Source organism: Alcanivorax limicola, from assembly GCF_019931215.1.
Taxonomy (GTDB): Bacteria; Pseudomonadota; Gammaproteobacteria; order Pseudomonadales; family Alcanivoracaceae; genus Isoalcanivorax; species Isoalcanivorax limicola.
In genome coordinates, this window is record NZ_JAIOUB010000002.1 from 287,406 (window position 1) to 304,533 (window position 17,128).

A 17,128-nucleotide genomic window follows, 5' to 3' on the forward strand; every position below is an offset into this window, starting at 1 on the left:
CAGCACGCTTGCTCAGGGACCGCCACACACTGATACTGCGCTCATGTCATCTTTTGCCAACCAGCTGCTGATCGCCATGCCCCAAATGGCGGACCCTGCCTTCTACCGGACCGTGACCTATGTCGTTGAGCACACCGACGACGGCGCCATGGGGCTGATCATCAATCAGCCCCTGAGCATGTCGTTAGCGCAGCTGTTCGACGATCTGAACATCACACCCCGCGTCAATATCGATGCGGCACACGCCGTGGTCTGCGGCGGGCCCGTGCAGACCGATACCGGTTTTGTATTGCACCCGGCCACCGAACGCGCCTGGAACGCCTCCCTCATGTTGCCGGACGGTCTGAGCATGACCACCTCGAAGGATGTGCTGGAGGCCATTGCCACCGGCACTGGCCCGGCGCGCGCACTGATTGCGTTGGGCTACGCGGGGTGGGACGCCGGGCAACTGGAAGCCGAAGTGGCCGAGAATGCCTGGCTGACCACCCCGGCCACCGAATCGCTGCTGTTCGAAGTGCCGTTTGCTGATCGCTGGCAAGCCGCAGCGCGGCAGCTGGGCATCGACGTGCATTTGCTGTCTACGCAGGCTGGTCATGCCTGAGGCCGTGTCGGGCGCGACCATCGTTCCACAAACCGTACTGGGCTTTGATTTCGGCACCGGCAAGATCGGCGTGGCGACGGGCCAATCCGTTACCGGCACCGCCACACCCCTGTCCGCACTGCGCGCCCGGGACGGCATCCCGGACTGGGCCGCCGTGGCGCAGCTGATCGCAGAATGGCAACCCGATGTGCTGGTGGTAGGATTGCCATTGAATATGGACGCCACCGAAAGTGACCTGAGTCGGCGCACACGCAAGTTTGCCGGGCGCCTCAAGGGCCGTTTCGGCAAGCCTGTGGCGCTGGTGGACGAGCGCCTGTCTACCCGCGAAGCCCGTGATCGCCTGGGGGAGGCCTATCGCGGTGGCGCCGACCCCAGAGTGGACAGTATGGCCGCTGCCATACTGATCGAAGCCTATTTCACCGATGGCGCAGGAGACGTGCTGTGAGTGCAGAACAGTTTGACAGCCCGCATATCGAGGGCTTGCTGGACGACATGGTCCAGCAACTGCTGGCCCATGTGCGCGACCACGATCTCAACGAGTACGCGCTGGTGGGCATTCATTCCGGCGGAGCCTGGGTCGCTCAGGCGCTGCACACGCGACTGGAGCAGCTGGGCCACAAGGTGGCGCTGGGCACGCTGGATATCAGTTTCTATCGCGACGATTTTTCGCACCGGGGCATGCGCTCGCAGGTACGACCGACGGCGCTGCCCTTTGACGTCGACGGCGCACATCTGATTCTGGTGGATGACGCCCTGATGAGCGGACGCACGGCGCGTGCCGCGCTGAACGAATTGTTCGACTACGGGCGCCCTGCCAGCGTGACGCTGGCCGTGTTGTTCGATATCGGCCAGCGCGAGCTGCCCATCAGTGCGGATATTTGTGGCCAGCGCGTGGCATTGCCCCCCGGACACCGGGTAGAATTACGCGGACCCACACCGCTTACCGCGGACGTCATCGAAAAAGGGCCACAATGATCGCAGCGCCATCATCGGATCCCCTGCAACTCACCCGCGACGGTCAGTTGAGGAATTTTATTTCCATCGAAGGCCTGCCCCGCTCCGTTCTCGAACAGATTCTGGATAACGCCGCCTCCTTCGTGGATGTGGGCGATCGTGCCATCAAGAAAGTCCCCCTGCTGCGCGGCAAGACCGTGGTCAATCTGTTCTTCGAAGCCAGCACCCGCACCCGCACCACCTTCGAGCTCGCCGCAAAACGCCTGTCCGCCGACGTGTTGAACATCGACATCGCACGCTCCGCCACCAGCAAGGGCGAGTCGCTGATGGACATGCTGCGCAACCTGGAAGCCATGGCCAGTGACATGTTCGTGGTGCGCCATGCCGATTCCGGGGCCGCGCACTACATTGCCCGGCACGCCACGCCGGACGTCGCCATCATCAACGCCGGGGACGGTCGCCACGAGCACCCGACCCAGGCGATGCTGGATATGTACACGATTCGCCACTACAAGGGCCGCTTCGCCGGTCTGAAAGTCGCCATCATCGGCGACATTCTGCATTCCCGGGTGGCGCGTTCGCAGATTCATGCCCTGAACATCCTGGGCGCCGAAGAAGTCCGCCTGATCGGGCCGAAAACCCTGCTGCCTGCGGACATCGACAGCCTGGGTGTGCGCGTCTTTACCGATCTCGAGCAGGGCCTGCAGGACGTGGATGTGGTGATTGCCCTGCGCCTGCAGAAAGAACGCATGGATTCCGCACTGCTGCCCTCGGAAACCGAATTCTTCCACCTCTACGGCCTCACGGAAGAGCGGCTGCGCCACGCCCACCCCGACGCCATCGTCATGCATCCAGGCCCGATCAACCGGGGCGTGGAAATTGCCTCGGAAGTGGCCGACGGCGAGCGCTCCGTCATTTTGCATCAGGTGACCTTCGGTATTGCCGTGCGCATGGCCGTGATGTCCATGTGCATGAGCGGCCGGGAAACGGAACAACCGGGCGGGCGCGCAGATCACGGAGGTTCCCATGCAACCCCGCGCTGACCTGCTGATTCGCAAAGCGCGGGTCATCGACCCGGCCACCGGCCGCGACGAAGTGGCTGATCTGCTGATCGAGAGTGGCCGCCTGACCCGCATGGGTGCCAGCCTGGACGCGCCCGGCGCGGAGTTGTTCGACGCCGAGGGCCTGTGGCTGCTGCCCGGCCTGGTGGATAGCTGCGTGCGCCTACCGGAACCCGGCAACCACCGCCGGGGCAGCCTGCATACAGAAACCCGGGCGGCCGCCAGCGGTGGCATTACCCATCTCTGCGCCGCGCCGGACACCGACCCCGTCATCGACAGCGCCGCCGTGGTACGCCTGATTCGCGACCGCGCCATGCGCGCCGGCTTCGCCCGGGTGCTGCCCATTGCCGCCCTGACCCAGGGTCTGGAAGGCAGCCAGCTGGCAGAAATGGCCACGCTCAAGGACGTCGGCTGCATCGCCGTAAGCAATGCCGGCCATCGGGTGCAGGATGCCCTGGTCCTCAAGCGCAGCCTGGAGTATGCCGCCACCTTTGATCTGCCGGTCATCTTCCGGCCCCAGGATGCGGCCCTGAGCGCCGGCGGCTGCGTCCACGAGGGCCCGGTGGCGGCACGCCTTGGGCTGCCGGGCATCCCCGCCGTGGCAGAGACGGTGGATCTGGCCCGCGCCTTGTTGCTGGTCGAAGCCACCGGCGTGCGCGCTCACTTCCATCAGATCAGCTGCGCCGCCAGCGTTGCCCTGCTGCGCCACGCACGCGCCCAGGGCCTGCCGGTGACTGCCGATGTGAGCATTCACCATCTGCTGCTGGATGAGAGCGCCATCGAGGGCTTCAACAGCTTCTGCCATATCAGCCCGCCCTTGCGCAGCCGCGCGGATCGGGATGCGCTGATCCAGGGCGTCATCGACGGCACGCTGGACGCCATCAGTTCCCAGCACACACCGCTGGGCTCGTCCGCCAAACTGGCGCCCTTCCCCTCCACCCGGCCCGGCATTTCCGGGCTGGATACGCTGCTGTCACTGACCCTGGAGTTGGTGCAGCGGGATCAATTGCCCCTGCGCCGCGCCATTGATGCCCTGACGGCCGCCCCGGCACGCTGCCTGGGCCTCAACGCCGGGCGCCTCGAAGACGGCCGGCTGGCCAGCCTCTGCGTGGTCGATCCGGCCGCCAGCCGTCTGCCCGGCGAAGACTGGCTGTCCGCCGGACGCAATTCCCCCTGGCTGGATACCGAACTACCCGGCGTGGTGCGTCTGACCGTGTGCGAAGGCAAGGTCACCTGGTTATCTGACTGATTGATGACGGTCAGATCGCGGCCAGGCGCCTGGTCAGATCACCTGCCGACACAACAGGACCCTCCAGCACATTTTCACCGGCCCACAAGGGCGAGAAATCACCTTGTCCGGCGGCCTCGGCGGCTTTGCGGAGCGGGGCAATTGCGGTGCTGGCGAGAGGAAAGGCAGGCGGCAAAGGACTCATCGGGCCCAACTCCCGCATCAGCCGGTTGACGATGCCGCGCGCGGGGCGGCCGCTGAACAGATTGGTGATGGCCGTGTGCTGTGCTGCCGGGTTGCCGGCGGCAACGCTGTCCAGCGCCGCGCGGTGCACCGCGCTGGTGGTCGCCTCCGGGCAGCGCAGATAGGCGGTCCCCACCTGCACCGCACTGGCGCCCTGCGCCATGGCTGCGCGCACGCCGGCGGCATCCGCAATTCCCCCTGCAGCAATCACCGGTATATTCACGGCGCCCACAACCTGCGCCACCAGGGCCAGGGTGCGCATCTGCGTACCCAGGTCATCGGTCAGGAACATGCCGCGATGCCCACCGGCCTCCAGGCCCTGGGCGATCACCGCGTCGGCACCGTGCGCCTGAAGCCAGCGCGCCTCGTCCACCGTGGTTGCCGTGGACAACACCAGGCTGCCCCAGCGCTTCACTCGCGCCAGCAATGGCGCTGCGGGTAATCCGAAGTGAAAGCTCACTACCGGCGGCGCGAACGGCTCGACAACATCCGCGATGGCATCCGTAAACGGCTGCCGCAGGGGTTGCTCCGGTATGGCTGTAACATCCAGACCGAGCTCGGTGTAATAGGGCGCCAGCGCCGCACGCCAGTCGCTTTCGTCCCCGCTGGGTGGCGGGGTATGGCAGAAGAAATTGACATTGAAGCGGCCCGGCGCGGTATCGCGCAGCTGGGCCAGCGCGGTGCCGAGGGCATCGGGTGACAGCATTGCAGCAGGCAGCGAGCCCAGTCCGCCTGCACGCATGACCGCCTGGGCCAGGCGCACATCCTGGGAACCCGCCATGGGGGCCTGAATAATCGGCAGCTCACAACCTGCAAATCCTGCGTACGTCATTCTTGAACACCTCTGGTTCAACAACGGGGCTCAGCGACAGACTGGCACATAAGACTGTCACATGAGCATACCCCTGAACGCCATGCACTCTTCATCACGCGGTCATCACGCCGTCAGCGCCGTCGGGCAAGCTCGCCCAAACACTCACTACGGGGATCACCATGAACAACGTCAAGCTACCGGGCGTTGCGGCTTTGCTGCTGACGCTCGGGCTCACGGGCTGCGGCGGCAGTAGCAACTCCAGCAACACACCCGGCACCGAAACGCCCACCGTCACGCCGCTGCGCGTCGGCATGTTACCAGACACCCAGGGCGACGGACCCAATGTGGCCGTTTACGCCATGGACGCCGTGCTCAAACGACAGCATGACATGGGCGCCGACGTGGTCATCGCCGTGGGGGATCTCACCAACAATGGCACGCCGGAGGAATTTGCCCAGTGGCTGTCGGTGGCCGACAAATACCGCGAGGCGGGCATGGAAATCCTGCCGCTGATGGGCAACCACGAAGACAGCTGGGCACATACCACGCGCTGGATTGATGCCATGCGCCCGTATATTCCGGCAGACGCCATACACATGCCCTATGCCGAGTTTCTCAACTATTCGGTGGTGCGCAGCAATGTGTTGATCATCAATATTCGCTACTGGGGTCTGGCTGGCGCCTTCCCGTGGATTCGTGACACGGTGGCGCGCCATCGCGACGAGGTCGACCACATCATCATCTCCAGCCACGACGGGCTGATCGGCGCCAAGTATGGTCAGGTGCGCGAGCAGATCGTCACTGGCCAGAAGGGCGAGAACGGTCTGCTCGACCAGTACGACGAGATTCGCCGTCTGTTTGTCGATAACGATGTGATCTGGCTTCAGGGGCATGAGCATCAGTACCAGCGCAGTGTGGTGCGCGGCCCGTTTACGGCGGTGAACAAGTCACTGGATACCGCCATGCCTGTTGCAGAAACGGCGGCGACGGGCCCGGCCAGCAGATCCTGGACGGAAACCGGCGGCAACTATCGCCTGCCGTATTACACCCAGATCATGACCGGCAATGCTTCCTACAAGGGTTATGAGTTGCGCTGGGGTGAGAGCGAACTGGTGCAACGCATTATTCTGCACAAGTCCAATTCCATGAGTAACGGCTCCCCCGCCTATGACGTGAACGCCGGCATGCTGACCTTCAATGGGCCACGGGTCGACTACCAGTCCTGGTATGCCGAGCACACGGTGCAGAATGATCTGTCCGGCCCTGGCGAACTTGCCGATCCGGCATGGACGCTGTTCGACCGCTTCAGCCGCACCACCGATCGCTGCGAGAAGATCGTTTACCCCAACAGCATCCCGGCGGGCACGCGCCCGGTGCTGGACCACGATCCCACCTATCGGACGGCGGAATGTCGTGGCCCGGACGGCGCCATCGCACGCCTGGAAGCCGGCACCAACAACATGTTCAATCGCATTGAATCCACCACCCGCACCATGGGCTATACGCCCGACTGGAGCCGCGCTGAGTCAACGATGGATCTGCTGCGGCTGACCTACCAGTACCTGTATCAGTACCATCAGGCGTGGACGCCCAATCTCAATGGCAATCAGCGCGCCTTTCCCGATGGCGAGCAGGTCCGCGTCCCCGAAACCACCATTGATACCAAGAAGCACGTAACGCTCAGCTGGATGCCGGCACAGCCGGACACCGCTTCCAGCGTGTTGCTGGTCAGCGGTACGGGCGGTCAGAACGGCATCTATACCAACGCCTGGGGTGGCATCAAGAACATCGAAACGGATACCGGGCTGCCGGGCAGTCAGCCAGACGGCTCCGCCAAGGCACCGCACACCCTGCCAAGCCAGGCCAGCCGTGACTGGGACCTGCAAGGCGCCACCACCGACTACTACGCGCTCAGCTTCAGCGTCCCGGATACGCTCGCTGGCACGGCCCTGACGCTGGGGCTGCTGACCGATGAGGGCTGGCAGCCCGCTGCCTCGGCAGACTGCATCATCGAGGCGGCTTTTCACGAGGCCTGGCTCAATGGTGGCGCGCCGCGCGACCCGGCCTGTGACGGTGAAACCCTGGTCGGTTTCGATGCCAGCACCGGCAACGTCCTCTGGTGGATGGTGGCTGACCGCGACCTGGAGGTGGCGCTCTTGCCGCGCTGACCGGCACGCAGCCTCCGCTCACTGGCGGGGGCTGTATCTCTTCACTTACAGATTGACGCATCAGGCCGCTTGTTTCCGGGGGGATGAATCTGCTTACATGGGTCCGGTCGTATCCCGATTTACCGGAAGCCCCCGTTATGCAGGCCTCAGAGCCGTCGCCCTTGCACCATCCTTCCCAGGAGATACTCGTATTGCTGGCGGACATCACCGGGCCCGGCCTGCTTCTGGTCATCTTCCTGCTGGGCATGCTGCTGTACCGTATGGTCAGTCGCGCCCGACGATTGCCGCTGGCGCAGGCCCGACAAGCGCAGCACGAAGCACTGCTGACGCTCAATAACATCAACAGCCTGACCACCCGCAATATTGATGACCGTTTGACCGAAGCGCTGAACCTGGGGCGAGAGTATCTGCAGCTCGACAATGGCATCATCAGCAGCGTGCACCGACAGGACTATCGGGTCATTTCTCACGTTTCATCTGCTACCCCCATCCCGCGCGGCAAGATCTTCTCGCTGGGTGAGACCTACTGCGCGATCACGCTGAAGAATGCGGGCATTACCGCCATCAGCCATATGGCTGCCTCCGAGTATGCGCAACACCCCTGCTATCGAGAATTCAACTTCGAGTCTTACATCGGCGTGCCATTGAAAGTGGGAGAGCGCATCTACGGCACCCTGGCATTCTTTTCCCGGCAACGTCGCAAAACGCCATTTACCGAACAGGATCGGGAATTTGTGACACTGATGGCCAATTGGGTGTCCTCTTCCATCGAATTGAAACTCGCAGAGGAGAAAGAACTGCAGTCCAGCGCCAAGCTGGAGAAGCTGACCAATCATGCACCGGGCATGGTCTATCAGTATGTGCGGGATACTGATGGCAAAGGCTTCTTTCCCTATGTGAGCGCCGTGGTGCGCGATATCTACAACGCGGATCCGGACGCGCTGCGCTTCGATGACCAGACCGTGATACGCAACATTCATCCGGCTGATCTGGACAAAGTCATGACGTCCATTTCCCTGTCCGCTGATACGCTGACCGTCTGGCACTGTGAGTATCGCTATTTTCACTCACGCAAGGGACTGATCTGGCTTGAAGGTCACGCCAATCCGGAGCGCTTGCACAATGGTTCGGTGCTGTGGCACGGCGTCATCACGGATATTTCAGCCCGCAAACGCATGGAGCTGAACCTGAAAGGCGAGAAAACGCGTCTGCAGAGCATCATCGATGGCACCGCCATCGGCACCTGGGAATGGAACATCGCCACCGGCATCACGATTTTCAATGCCCGCTGGGCGGCCATGATCGGCTATTCGCTGGAAGAACTGGCACCCACGACGCTGGCCAACTGGCTGTCACTGATCCACCCCGATGACCGGCGCGCTTGCGAAAGCGCAATGAACGATCACGTCAAAGGCACCACGTCGCGTTTCGATTTTCGTTATCGTATACGGCACAAGGCCGGCCACTGGCTGTGGGTACATGATCGCGGCCAGATCATGTCGTGGTCCGATACCGGCCAGCCATTGCTGATGTTCGGCACCCACGCGGACATCACCGTCAGCGTGGAAACCCAGGAAGCACTGACGGAAAGCGATTCGCGCTTTCGCAGCATTCTCTCGAGCCTGCCGGGCACGGTCTATCGATGTCGCCACGATGACAAACGCAGCATTCACTATGTCAGTGAGCGCATCAGCGATCTGACCGGCTACACTGCGGAAGAGCTGCTTGACGACAAACAGGCCTCACTGAACACCTTGATCCTCCCGGAGGATCTGCCACAACTTGAAGGCATCAGCGATGCACTGAGCAGCAAAAGGCCTTACGAAATATTCTATCGCCTGCGGCACAAGGATGGCTCCATTGTCTGGATTCAGGACAAGGGCTCCCTGAGCTACGACAGCAAACGCCGCACGCAATGGCTTGATGGTTTCATGTGGGATATTACTGACCGCAGGATCCTGACGGAGCAACTCGCCGAAAGCGAACAGCGCTTTGAAGGTGCATTTGAAACAGCGCCCCAGGGCATGGCCATCATTCGGCACGACGGCCGTTGGCTGGATATGAATACGGCTCTGTGCGACATGCTCGGTCACAACCGGGGCGATCTGCTCGGCGGCCAACATGACGACCTGACACACCCGGACGACAAGGACCTGGAGCAGGGCCACGTCGATGCGCTGCTGGCCGGTCGGACCAGTGCATTCCAGCTGAGAAAACGCATGCTGCACAAACAGGGACACGAAATCTGGGTACTGGAAAGCGTGTCGCTGGTCTACGATGCCGACGACAAGCCCAGCTACATGATTGCCATCGTCCAGGATATTTCCGAAGAGATGCGCACCGATATTCTCAAGCGCAATTTTGTCTCCACGGTCAGTCATGAACTGCGCACGCCGCTGACGGCCATCTTCGGCTCGCTGGGGCTGGTCACCCAGGGGGCACTGGGCGAACTGTCACCACAGATCAGCAAGATTCTGGGCATTGCCTACAAGAATGCAGAACGGCTTATTGCGCTGATCAACGATTTGCTGGATATGGAAAAGCTGATTTCAGGCAGCGTCGACATCCAGATCAGCGGCGTCGACGGGGTGGCTGCCCTGAAAGACGCGATAGAGGCCAATACCGGCTACGGGGAACAGTACGGCGTCCGCTTCTCCCTCGCCGATGCCGCGCCGCTGACACTGATGGCGGACAAATCAAAGCTGCAGCAGGTGTTGGCCAACCTGCTTTCCAATGCGGCCAAATTTTCCCACACAGGTGGCAGCGTGACCCTGTCCCTCACCCGCGACGGCGACAAGGGCGTGATTGCCATTGCCGACACCGGCGAGGGCATTCCCACCGCGTTCCATCACAAGGTTTTCGAGAAGTTCAGCCAGGCAGACAGCTCTGATATCAAGAAAAAAGGCGGGACCGGTCTCGGCCTCGCCATTTCGCGGGAACTGGTGGACAAGATGCACGGCCGCATATGGTTTGAGAGTAACGTCGGGCAGGGCACCACCTTTTATGTTGCCCTGCCGCTGGCCATCAGCCCGGCGGATACTTAGACAGCATTTCCGTAATCAGGCTGTCGATCAGATTTTCCCGGCGCTCTGTCGACATGCTTTCGGTGAGATTGCGCCGGCCTGCGCCGCGCCAGATCGCCCGGCGCTCTTGCGGAGTGACAAATTCCACCACCAGCTTGCCTTCCTTGACCTCACGGGAATCCGGCGCGGTGGCCAGCCCCAGGCCGAGATTATTGCGACCAAAGCCCAGCCCGTAACTGAATCCGCTGGACTGATTACGAATTTCCTCAACGATGTCATAGCGCACGAGTATGTCGGCATCGTCGATGGGGACCTTGCGCATACCACGCGCGTCCAGTTCGCGCGCCAGGCTGCGCTCAATGCGGCCGGCATCCAGACTCAGGTAGGACTGCTCATCCGTGTGTGCCATGAATGCATAGGTATTCTGGCCATCGAAAGATGCGCCACGATCATGGTCCACGGTGACCGTGGTGCAACCGGCGACAACGAGCAACAACAGACTTGCCAGCAGCGCTCGCAAGCCCGCGGAGGAAGGGTGAGTGCCGGCTGGGTGCCGGACTTGGCTGTATCGGGACCGGAACATAGCGAAGTACCTCATCGAGATGCCTTGGCGGCAGGATATTCATCCAAGAGTACCAGACCCGGCATTTGCGCCCGTCATCCAATACTCTATTTTGCAATTTGACGCTTTATCGGGGCAATGTGCCGTGAGTGAGCGTTCACGCGCCCTCGTCAGCATCCGCCGCTGCGACCGGGGCAAAGCGCGGCTGCATACGGCCCTCACGCTCGATCTGCTCGACAAACATGGCCAGCGGCCGCACCCAGAGCCCCCGCGCGCCATACAGGGCGCGATAGACCACTTGCGGCTCAAGACTCTCGCTATGACGCGCCACGCCGATGACGTCATACAGATTGCCTTTGAAATGACGGTAAATACCCGGCGCCAGGGTCGGCAGCGGGGGCAGATCGCGATCGCTCATGGTGTGGTCTCTCGTGGATGTTCGGGGTTGTTGTCTTCACACAGGGCGCGGGTCCGGCGGGCCAGGATCTCCCCCAGCTGCCGCGTCGCGGGCCCCGCATAGTCGCGATCACCGTACACCAGATACAGATCGGCAAAGCGCTCCGCGCCCTCGCTCAGCGGCAGGACGCGCAGCGCGCCCGCTGCCAATTCCCGGCGAATCTTCTCTTCCGGATACCAGGCAAACCCCTGCCCACGGCAGGCCGCCTGGATCGAGGTGGAAACGTGGCTGACGGTCCAGCGCTGCTCGGCGCCCAGCCAGCCGGCATCACTGCGACGCTGGCCCGAGTCTCGCACCACCAGCTGGCGATGGCGGCGCAGGTCATGGAAGTCCAGCGTCCGGCCCAGGGCGTGCAGCGGGTGTTCCGGGTGAGCCACCGGGACAAACCGCACCCGCATCAGGTGATCCCCCAGAAAGCCCGGGGGGATGCGCCCGGCGACGGCCAGATCGACGCGGCGTTCCAACAATGCCTCTTCGGTGCCGGAAAGCACTGTCTCGAACATGTCGACGCGGGTGTCCGGAAAGGTTTCTCCCAGTTCCGCCAGGCAGTCCAGCATCAGCCAGTTCGGGTACAGGGCTTCCATCGCCACGTTGATCGCCGCCTCATGCCGCAAACTCAGATGCGCCGCGGCCTGCTCCAGCGCTTCTGCCTCGCTGAGCAGCGCGCGGGCGCGGCGGTAAAGCAGCTCGCCTGCGGGGGTCAACGCGGCCTTGCGGCCCTTGAGCGTGAAGGCACGCAGATCCAGCGTACTTTCCAGCTTCTGGATGGCGTAGCTCACGGCAGACTGACTCTTGCCCAGCGCTTCCGCCGCCTGGGCGTAGCCGCCGGCATCCACCACGGCCATCAGGGCACGCCATTGTTCCAGGGTGATCTTCGGTTCGCTCACAGCAGCAGTTTGCCTCTATCCGTCAATCAGATCAGTAAATGCGATAGAACGGCCCTAATTTATCCGGTTTTTAATTTGAATCACAGATGTATCCTGTACCCAGCATTTATCGCACACCTATCAAGGAGCAGCGACATGGGACTTCTCGTCGACGGCGTATGGCACGACAAGTGGTATGACACCGACAAGACTGGCGGGCGCTTCGAGCGCAGCGAAAGCCAGTTTCGTCACTGGGTCACCGCAGACGGGAGCGCCGGGCCTGATGGCAACGCCGGCTTCCGGGCCGAAGCCGGTCGTTATCACCTGTACGTCTCGCTGGCCTGCCCCTGGGCGCACCGCACGCTCATTTTCCGCAAGCTCAAGGGCCTGGAGAAGATGATTGATGTGTCCGTTGTCCACCCGCTGATGCTTGGCGAAGGCTGGACCTTCGACAAAGACTTTCCGGATGCGACCGGTGACGGCCTGTATGACCTGCGGCGCATGTACGACATCTATCTGCGTGCTGACAGCCAGTATTCCGGCCGTGTGACCGTGCCGGTGCTCTGGGACACGCAGCAGCAGACCATCGCCAGCAATGAATCGGCGGACATCATTCGCATGTTCAACAGTGCCTTTGATGAGGTGGGCGCAGCACCCGGGGACTATTACCCCGAAGCGTTGCGGCACGACATTGATGAGGTCAACAGCTGGATATACGACGAGGTGAATAACGGTGTCTACAAGGCCGGCTTTGCCAGCAGCCAGGACGCTTACGACGACGCCGTGAACACACTGTTTGCCGGGCTCGACCGTCTGGAAAAACGACTGGCGACGCAACGCTTCCTGGTCGGCAACACGATCACCGAGGCGGACTGGCGATTGTTCACGACACTGGTGCGTTTTGATCCGGTGTACGTCACCCACTTCAAGTGCGATCACCGGCGCATTGCGGATTATCCGAATCTGATCAACTACGTGCGTGACCTGTATCAGACACCCGGCGTGGCAGAAACGGTGAATATCGCACATATCCGCCACCACTATTTCCGCAGCCACCCGACCATCAACAAGTACGGCATCGTATCCAAGGGCCCGGCACTGACCTACGACCAGCCCCACGATCGTGAGCGACTCGGGCCGCGGGCCTGAATGCAGGCGGGCAAACATAAGGAGAGCAACATGGCAGCACGTGATGTACGTTTCCTGATCCCCGGGCACGACACCAGCGACGGCGCCGGCGTCAAACTCAAGCGCAGTCTGGGGCAATCCGCTCAGGCGCGCCTGGACCCGTTCCTGATGCTGGATGAGTTTTCCTCCGACGAAGCCGCTGATTATATCGCCGGCTTTCCGTCCCATCCGCATCGCGGCTTCGAGACCGTCACCTACATGCTCGACGGCCACATGCTGCATGAAGACCACCTGGGCAACCGGGGCGATCTCAAGTCCGGCGGCGTGCAGTGGATGACCGCCGGGCGCGGCATCATCCATTCGGAAATGCCACAGCAGAAAGAAGGCCGCATGCGCGGTTTTCAGTTATGGCTGAACCTGCCCGCGAAAGAAAAAATGAAGCCGGCGGGTTATCGTGATATTCAGGCTGAGGAAATTCCGGAGGCAACCTTCCCGGGCGGCGTGGTCGTCAAGGTGATTGCGGGCAGCGTCACGACAGCAAACGGGCCGGTCAACGGCCCCATCCATGGTCCGACGCAAAAGATCAGCACCGACCCGCAATACTGGGATATCAGCCTGCGCAGCGGCGCCACGGCAACATTGCCGATACCGGCAACGCATAATGCCTTCGTTTATGTCTTCGAGGGTGACGTGATGCTCAGTGACGGCGAAGGTGAAGATCGCAAGGTGCCGACGCATCATGCGGCGGTACTCGGCGACGGTGACAGCCTGGTGGTCCGTGCAGGCAGTCGCGATGCCCGCTTGCTGTTGCTGGCCGGCAAGCCGATCGGCGAGCCCATCGTGCAATACGGCCCCTTCGTGATGAACTCGGTCGAGGAAATCGAGCAGGCACTGCGGGATTACCGTCAGGGCACGCTCGCAGCCCCGGCGTAAAAATCTTTCTGAGCGGGCAGCGGGTCACGCTACCCGGTCAGAAGACTAGTCCGTATCTTCGATGGACAGCCCACGTGTGGCGCTGTCCATTTCGCTGGAACTGGTTTCCGCGCCCAGCTTGATCATCAGACGCAAGTCGTTGGGCGCATCCGCGTGCGCCATGGCGTCCTCGTAGGTGATCTCGCCCTGGGTGTACAGATCGTAGAGCGCCTGATCGAAAGTCTGCATGCCCAGATCGCGGGATTTTTTCATCAGCTCTTTCAGCAGATGCACTTCGCCCTTGCGGATATGATCTGCCATCAGCGGTGTATTCAACAGCACTTCAATGACCGCGCGGCGGCCTTTGCCGTCCGGTGTCGGGATCAGCTGTTGCGCCACGATACCGCGCAGGTTCAATGACAAGTCCATGAACAACTGACCGTGACGATCCGCCGGGAAAAAGTGAATGATGCGGTCCAGCGCCTGGTTGGCATTGTTGGCATGCAGCGTGGCCAGACACAGGTGGCCGGTTTCCGCGAAGGCGATCGCGTAATCCATCACTTCGCGGGAGCGAATCTCACCGATCAGAATGACGTCCGGCGCCTGACGCAGGGTGTTCTTCAACGCCACCTCGAAGGAATCCGTATCCAGGCCCACCTCGCGCTGCGTGACGATACAGCCTTGATGTTGATGAATGAATTCGATCGGGTCTTCGATGGAAATGATGTGGCCTTTCGAGTTCTTGTTGCGGTGACCAATCATGGACGCCAGTGAAGTCGATTTACCGGTGCCGGTGGCGCCGACAAAGATAACCAGACCACGCTTGGTCATGGCCAGGTCCTTGATCGCCGGCGGCAGGCGCAGTTCATCGACCGTGGGAATTTTCACTTCAATGCGTCGAAGCACCATCCCGACAAGGTTGCGCTGGTAAAAGGCGCTCACCCGGAAACGACCGATGCCCCGGGCGGAAATGGCAAAGTTGCATTCTTTGGTATCAATAAATTCCTTGCGCTGACGCTCTGTCATGACGCCAAAGACGATATCCCGGGTCATGTCCGGCGTCAGCGCCGTCTTGGTCACCGGCAACACTTTTCCGTGGACTTTCATGGATGGCGGTACACCGGCCGTAATGAACAGGTCAGAGCCGCCCTTTTGCACCATGATTTTCAGGAGTTCTTCAAATTCCATTATGCGTCACTCCCTCAGAATGAGTCCGGCGTTTTGGCTTTCTCGCGCGCTGCTTCACGGGTGATAACACCTTTCTGCAACAGATTCTGCAGGCACTGGTCCAGTGTCTGCATGCCGATGCCCGCGCCGGTCTGAATCGCCGAGTACATCTGCGCCACCTTGTCTTCGCGGATCAGGTTCCGGATCGCCGGTGTACCAATCATGATTTCATGGGCCGCCACGCGACCGCCGCCGTTCTTTTTCATCAGGGTTTGTGAAATCACCGCCTGCAGGGATTCCGACAGCATGGAACGCACCATGGATTTTTCTTCCGCCGGGAATACATCCACCACCCGGTCGATGGTTTTCGCGGCAGAGGTGGTGTGCAGTGTGCCAAACACAAGGTGCCCGGTCTCTGCGGCAGTCAGTGCCAGGCGGATCGTTTCCAGATCTCGCATCTCACCTACCAGAATGATGTCGGGATCCTCCCGCAGCGCTGAACGCAGCGCCTCGGCGAACCCGAGCGTATCGCGATGCACTTCCCGTTGATTCATCAGGCATTTCTTCGATTCATGCACGAATTCGATCGGGTCCTCAATGGTGAGGATGTGCTCGTAGCGGGAGTTGTTGATGTAGTCGATCATGGCCGCCAGCGTGGTGGACTTGCCCGAGCCGGTCGGCCCGGTGACCAGCACGATGCCTCGCGGCGTGTCAGAGATTTTCTGGAACACCTTGCCCATGCCCAGATCTTCCATGGACAGCACTTTCGAGGGAATGGTCCGGAACACGGCGCCAGCACCGCGGTTCTGGTTGAAGGCGTTGACCCGGAAACGGGCTACCCCGGGCACCTCGAAGGAGAAGTCAGTCTCCAGGAACTCTTCATAGTCCTTGCGCTGCTTGTCATTCATGATGTCGTAGATCAGCGCGTGGACTTCCTTGTGCTCCATGGCGGGCAGGTTGATACGTCGCACATCACCATCCACCCGAATCATCGGTGGCAGGCCAGCAGAGAGATGCAAATCAGACGCGCCATTTTTGGCACTGAAGGCAAGCAATTCGGTAATATCCATGGGCGATACGATACCTTACAGGTTAGCAGGGCCTTTCTGGTTGTCAGGCTGCGGGGCTGGCAGCCTGTGGACCCCTGAGCACGGGTTTTGGTGGCCGTCTTCTGTGGACCAGTCAGAATATCCTCGTAGGCTACAACGTTAACCTGTCACCCAGCGTGGTTCAATCATGACGCAACAGCCAACCCCCCTGAAAACACTGCAGCATCGAATTGATCACAGTTGCCGGCAGGCCGGACGTGCTGCGGCGGCGGTCACGCTGCTGGCAGTGAGCAAGACGCGGGACGCCGAGGCCATTCGTGCGCTGCATGCGCAAGGCGTCGCGGATTTCGGCGAGAATTACCTCCAGGAGGCACTGGCCAAGCAATCGGCACTGACAGACCTGGACCTGACCTGGCATTTCATCGGCCCGATCCAGTCCAACAAGACCCGGGATATCGCCCACCATTTCGACTGGGTGCATACGGTGGACCGGCTGAAGATCGCCCGCCGACTGAGCGAACAGCGGCCGGCCGACCTGCCCCCGCTGAATCTGTGCATTCAGGTCAACGTGGATGATGAAGCCAGCAAAAGCGGCGTCAGCCTGGCCGAGGTCCCGCCGCTGGCGGCGGCCATTGCCGGGCTGCCCAACCTGCGTTTGCGTGGGCTGATGGCGATTCCCCGTGCCGACGCCACCGACGGCAACCAGGCGGCATTCCGCACACTCGCCATGACACTGTCACAATTGCGTCATACCATGGCCGCACAGAGCGCCCAGTCCCTGGACACGCTGTCCATGGGTATGAGCGATGACTTCGAGACCGCCATTGCCGAAGGCGCCACCATCGTGCGCATCGGCACGGCGTTGTTCGGCCCCCGGCCAGACAAGTAACAAGGA

The 17,128-nt window shown here is 61.6% G+C and carries 16 protein-coding genes; 10 read left to right on the top strand and 6 right to left on the bottom strand.

Annotated features, from left to right (window positions below):
* Positions 1-43: 43 nt before the first annotated feature.
* The 5 genes from K8B33_RS07305 to K8B33_RS07325 are packed head-to-tail and all read left to right on the top strand — an operon-like array spanning position 44 to position 3,865.
* Positions 44-601, top strand: a complete 558-nt coding sequence (locus K8B33_RS07305) for a YqgE/AlgH family protein (protein ID WP_223425092.1) — start codon at positions 44-46, stop codon at positions 599-601.
* Positions 594-1,046, top strand: a complete 453-nt coding sequence (gene ruvX / locus K8B33_RS07310) for a Holliday junction resolvase RuvX (protein WP_223425094.1) — start codon at positions 594-596, stop codon at positions 1,044-1,046. The genes K8B33_RS07305 and ruvX overlap by 8 nt, the downstream gene beginning before the upstream one ends.
* Complete coding sequence (pyrR, locus tag K8B33_RS07315; RefSeq protein WP_223425096.1) at positions 1,043-1,576, top strand: bifunctional pyr operon transcriptional regulator/uracil phosphoribosyltransferase PyrR; 534 nt, start codon at positions 1,043-1,045, stop codon at positions 1,574-1,576. The genes ruvX and pyrR overlap by 4 nt, the downstream gene beginning before the upstream one ends.
* Positions 1,573-2,598 carry an aspartate carbamoyltransferase catalytic subunit gene (locus tag K8B33_RS07320; RefSeq protein WP_223425098.1) on the top strand — a complete coding sequence of 342 codons (1,026 nt, stop codon included), beginning with the start codon at positions 1,573-1,575 and terminating at the stop codon, positions 2,596-2,598. The genes pyrR and K8B33_RS07320 overlap by 4 nt, the downstream gene beginning before the upstream one ends.
* Entirely contained in the window at positions 2,582-3,865 is a 1,284-nt protein-coding gene (locus K8B33_RS07325; RefSeq protein WP_223425100.1) for a dihydroorotase, read from the top strand. Before K8B33_RS07320 ends, K8B33_RS07325 begins: the two co-directional genes overlap by 17 nt.
* Before the next feature lie 10 nt (positions 3,866-3,875).
* Here the strand turns inward: K8B33_RS07325 and K8B33_RS07330 are convergent, their stop codons facing one another.
* Positions 3,876-4,919, bottom strand: coding sequence for an NAD(P)H-dependent flavin oxidoreductase (locus tag K8B33_RS07330; RefSeq protein ID WP_223425102.1), 1,044 nt, complete (start codon positions 4,917-4,919; stop codon positions 3,876-3,878).
* A 161-nt stretch (positions 4,920-5,080) separates the two neighbouring features.
* Here K8B33_RS07330 and K8B33_RS07335 point away from each other — a divergent pair, with 161 nt between their 5' ends.
* Entirely contained in the window at positions 5,081-7,069 is a 1,989-nt protein-coding gene (locus K8B33_RS07335) for a metallophosphoesterase family protein (protein WP_223425105.1), read from the top strand.
* A 137-nt stretch (positions 7,070-7,206) separates the two neighbouring features.
* On the top strand, positions 7,207-10,113 hold the full coding sequence (locus tag K8B33_RS07340) for a PAS domain-containing protein (RefSeq protein WP_223425107.1): 2,907 nt from the start codon (positions 7,207-7,209) through the stop codon (positions 10,111-10,113).
* Here the strand turns inward: K8B33_RS07340 and K8B33_RS07345 are convergent.
* The 3 genes from K8B33_RS07345 to K8B33_RS07355 form a co-directional block, all read right to left on the bottom strand.
* The gene (locus K8B33_RS07345; RefSeq protein ID WP_223425110.1) at positions 10,094-10,588 is read right to left on the bottom strand and encodes a DUF4136 domain-containing protein; all 495 of its coding nucleotides are present in this window, start codon (positions 10,586-10,588) and stop codon (positions 10,094-10,096) included. The genes K8B33_RS07340 and K8B33_RS07345 overlap by 20 nt on opposite strands.
* A gap of 223 nt (positions 10,589-10,811) precedes the next feature.
* A complete protein-coding gene (locus tag K8B33_RS07350) occupies positions 10,812-11,072 on the bottom strand; it encodes a DUF1653 domain-containing protein (protein ID WP_223425112.1) in 261 nt (86 codons plus the stop codon).
* Positions 11,069-11,998, bottom strand: a complete 930-nt coding sequence (locus tag K8B33_RS07355; RefSeq protein WP_223425114.1) for a LysR family transcriptional regulator — start codon at positions 11,996-11,998, stop codon at positions 11,069-11,071. Before K8B33_RS07355 ends, K8B33_RS07350 begins: the two co-directional genes overlap by 4 nt.
* Positions 11,999-12,133: 135 nt before the next feature.
* Between K8B33_RS07355 and K8B33_RS07360 the strand changes: the two genes are divergently transcribed.
* Both K8B33_RS07360 and K8B33_RS07365 read left to right on the top strand, forming a co-directional pair.
* The gene (locus K8B33_RS07360; protein ID WP_223425116.1) at positions 12,134-13,126 is read left to right on the top strand and encodes a glutathione S-transferase family protein; all 993 of its coding nucleotides are present in this window, start codon (positions 12,134-12,136) and stop codon (positions 13,124-13,126) included.
* 30 nt (positions 13,127-13,156) lie between these two features.
* Positions 13,157-14,038: a pirin family protein gene (locus tag K8B33_RS07365; protein WP_223425119.1), complete on the top strand. Its 882-nt coding sequence runs from the start codon at positions 13,157-13,159 to the stop codon at positions 14,036-14,038.
* Positions 14,039-14,083: 45 nt separating this feature from the next.
* On the opposite strand, the gene K8B33_RS07370 is transcribed toward K8B33_RS07365, so the two are convergent.
* Together K8B33_RS07370 and K8B33_RS07375 are read right to left on the bottom strand one after the other, a co-directional pair.
* Complete coding sequence (locus K8B33_RS07370) at positions 14,084-15,205, bottom strand: PilT/PilU family type 4a pilus ATPase (protein WP_223425122.1); 1,122 nt, start codon at positions 15,203-15,205, stop codon at positions 14,084-14,086.
* A 14-nt stretch (positions 15,206-15,219) separates the two neighbouring features.
* Positions 15,220-16,254, bottom strand: a complete 1,035-nt coding sequence (locus tag K8B33_RS07375; RefSeq protein WP_223425124.1) for a type IV pilus twitching motility protein PilT — start codon at positions 16,252-16,254, stop codon at positions 15,220-15,222.
* Positions 16,255-16,420: 166 nt separating this feature from the next.
* Here K8B33_RS07375 and K8B33_RS07380 point away from each other — a divergent pair, with 166 nt between their 5' ends.
* Positions 16,421-17,122 (top strand): YggS family pyridoxal phosphate-dependent enzyme, encoded by a 702-nt coding sequence (locus K8B33_RS07380; RefSeq protein WP_223425127.1) that lies wholly within the window; start codon positions 16,421-16,423, stop codon positions 17,120-17,122.
* Positions 17,123-17,128: the final 6 nt, after the last annotated feature.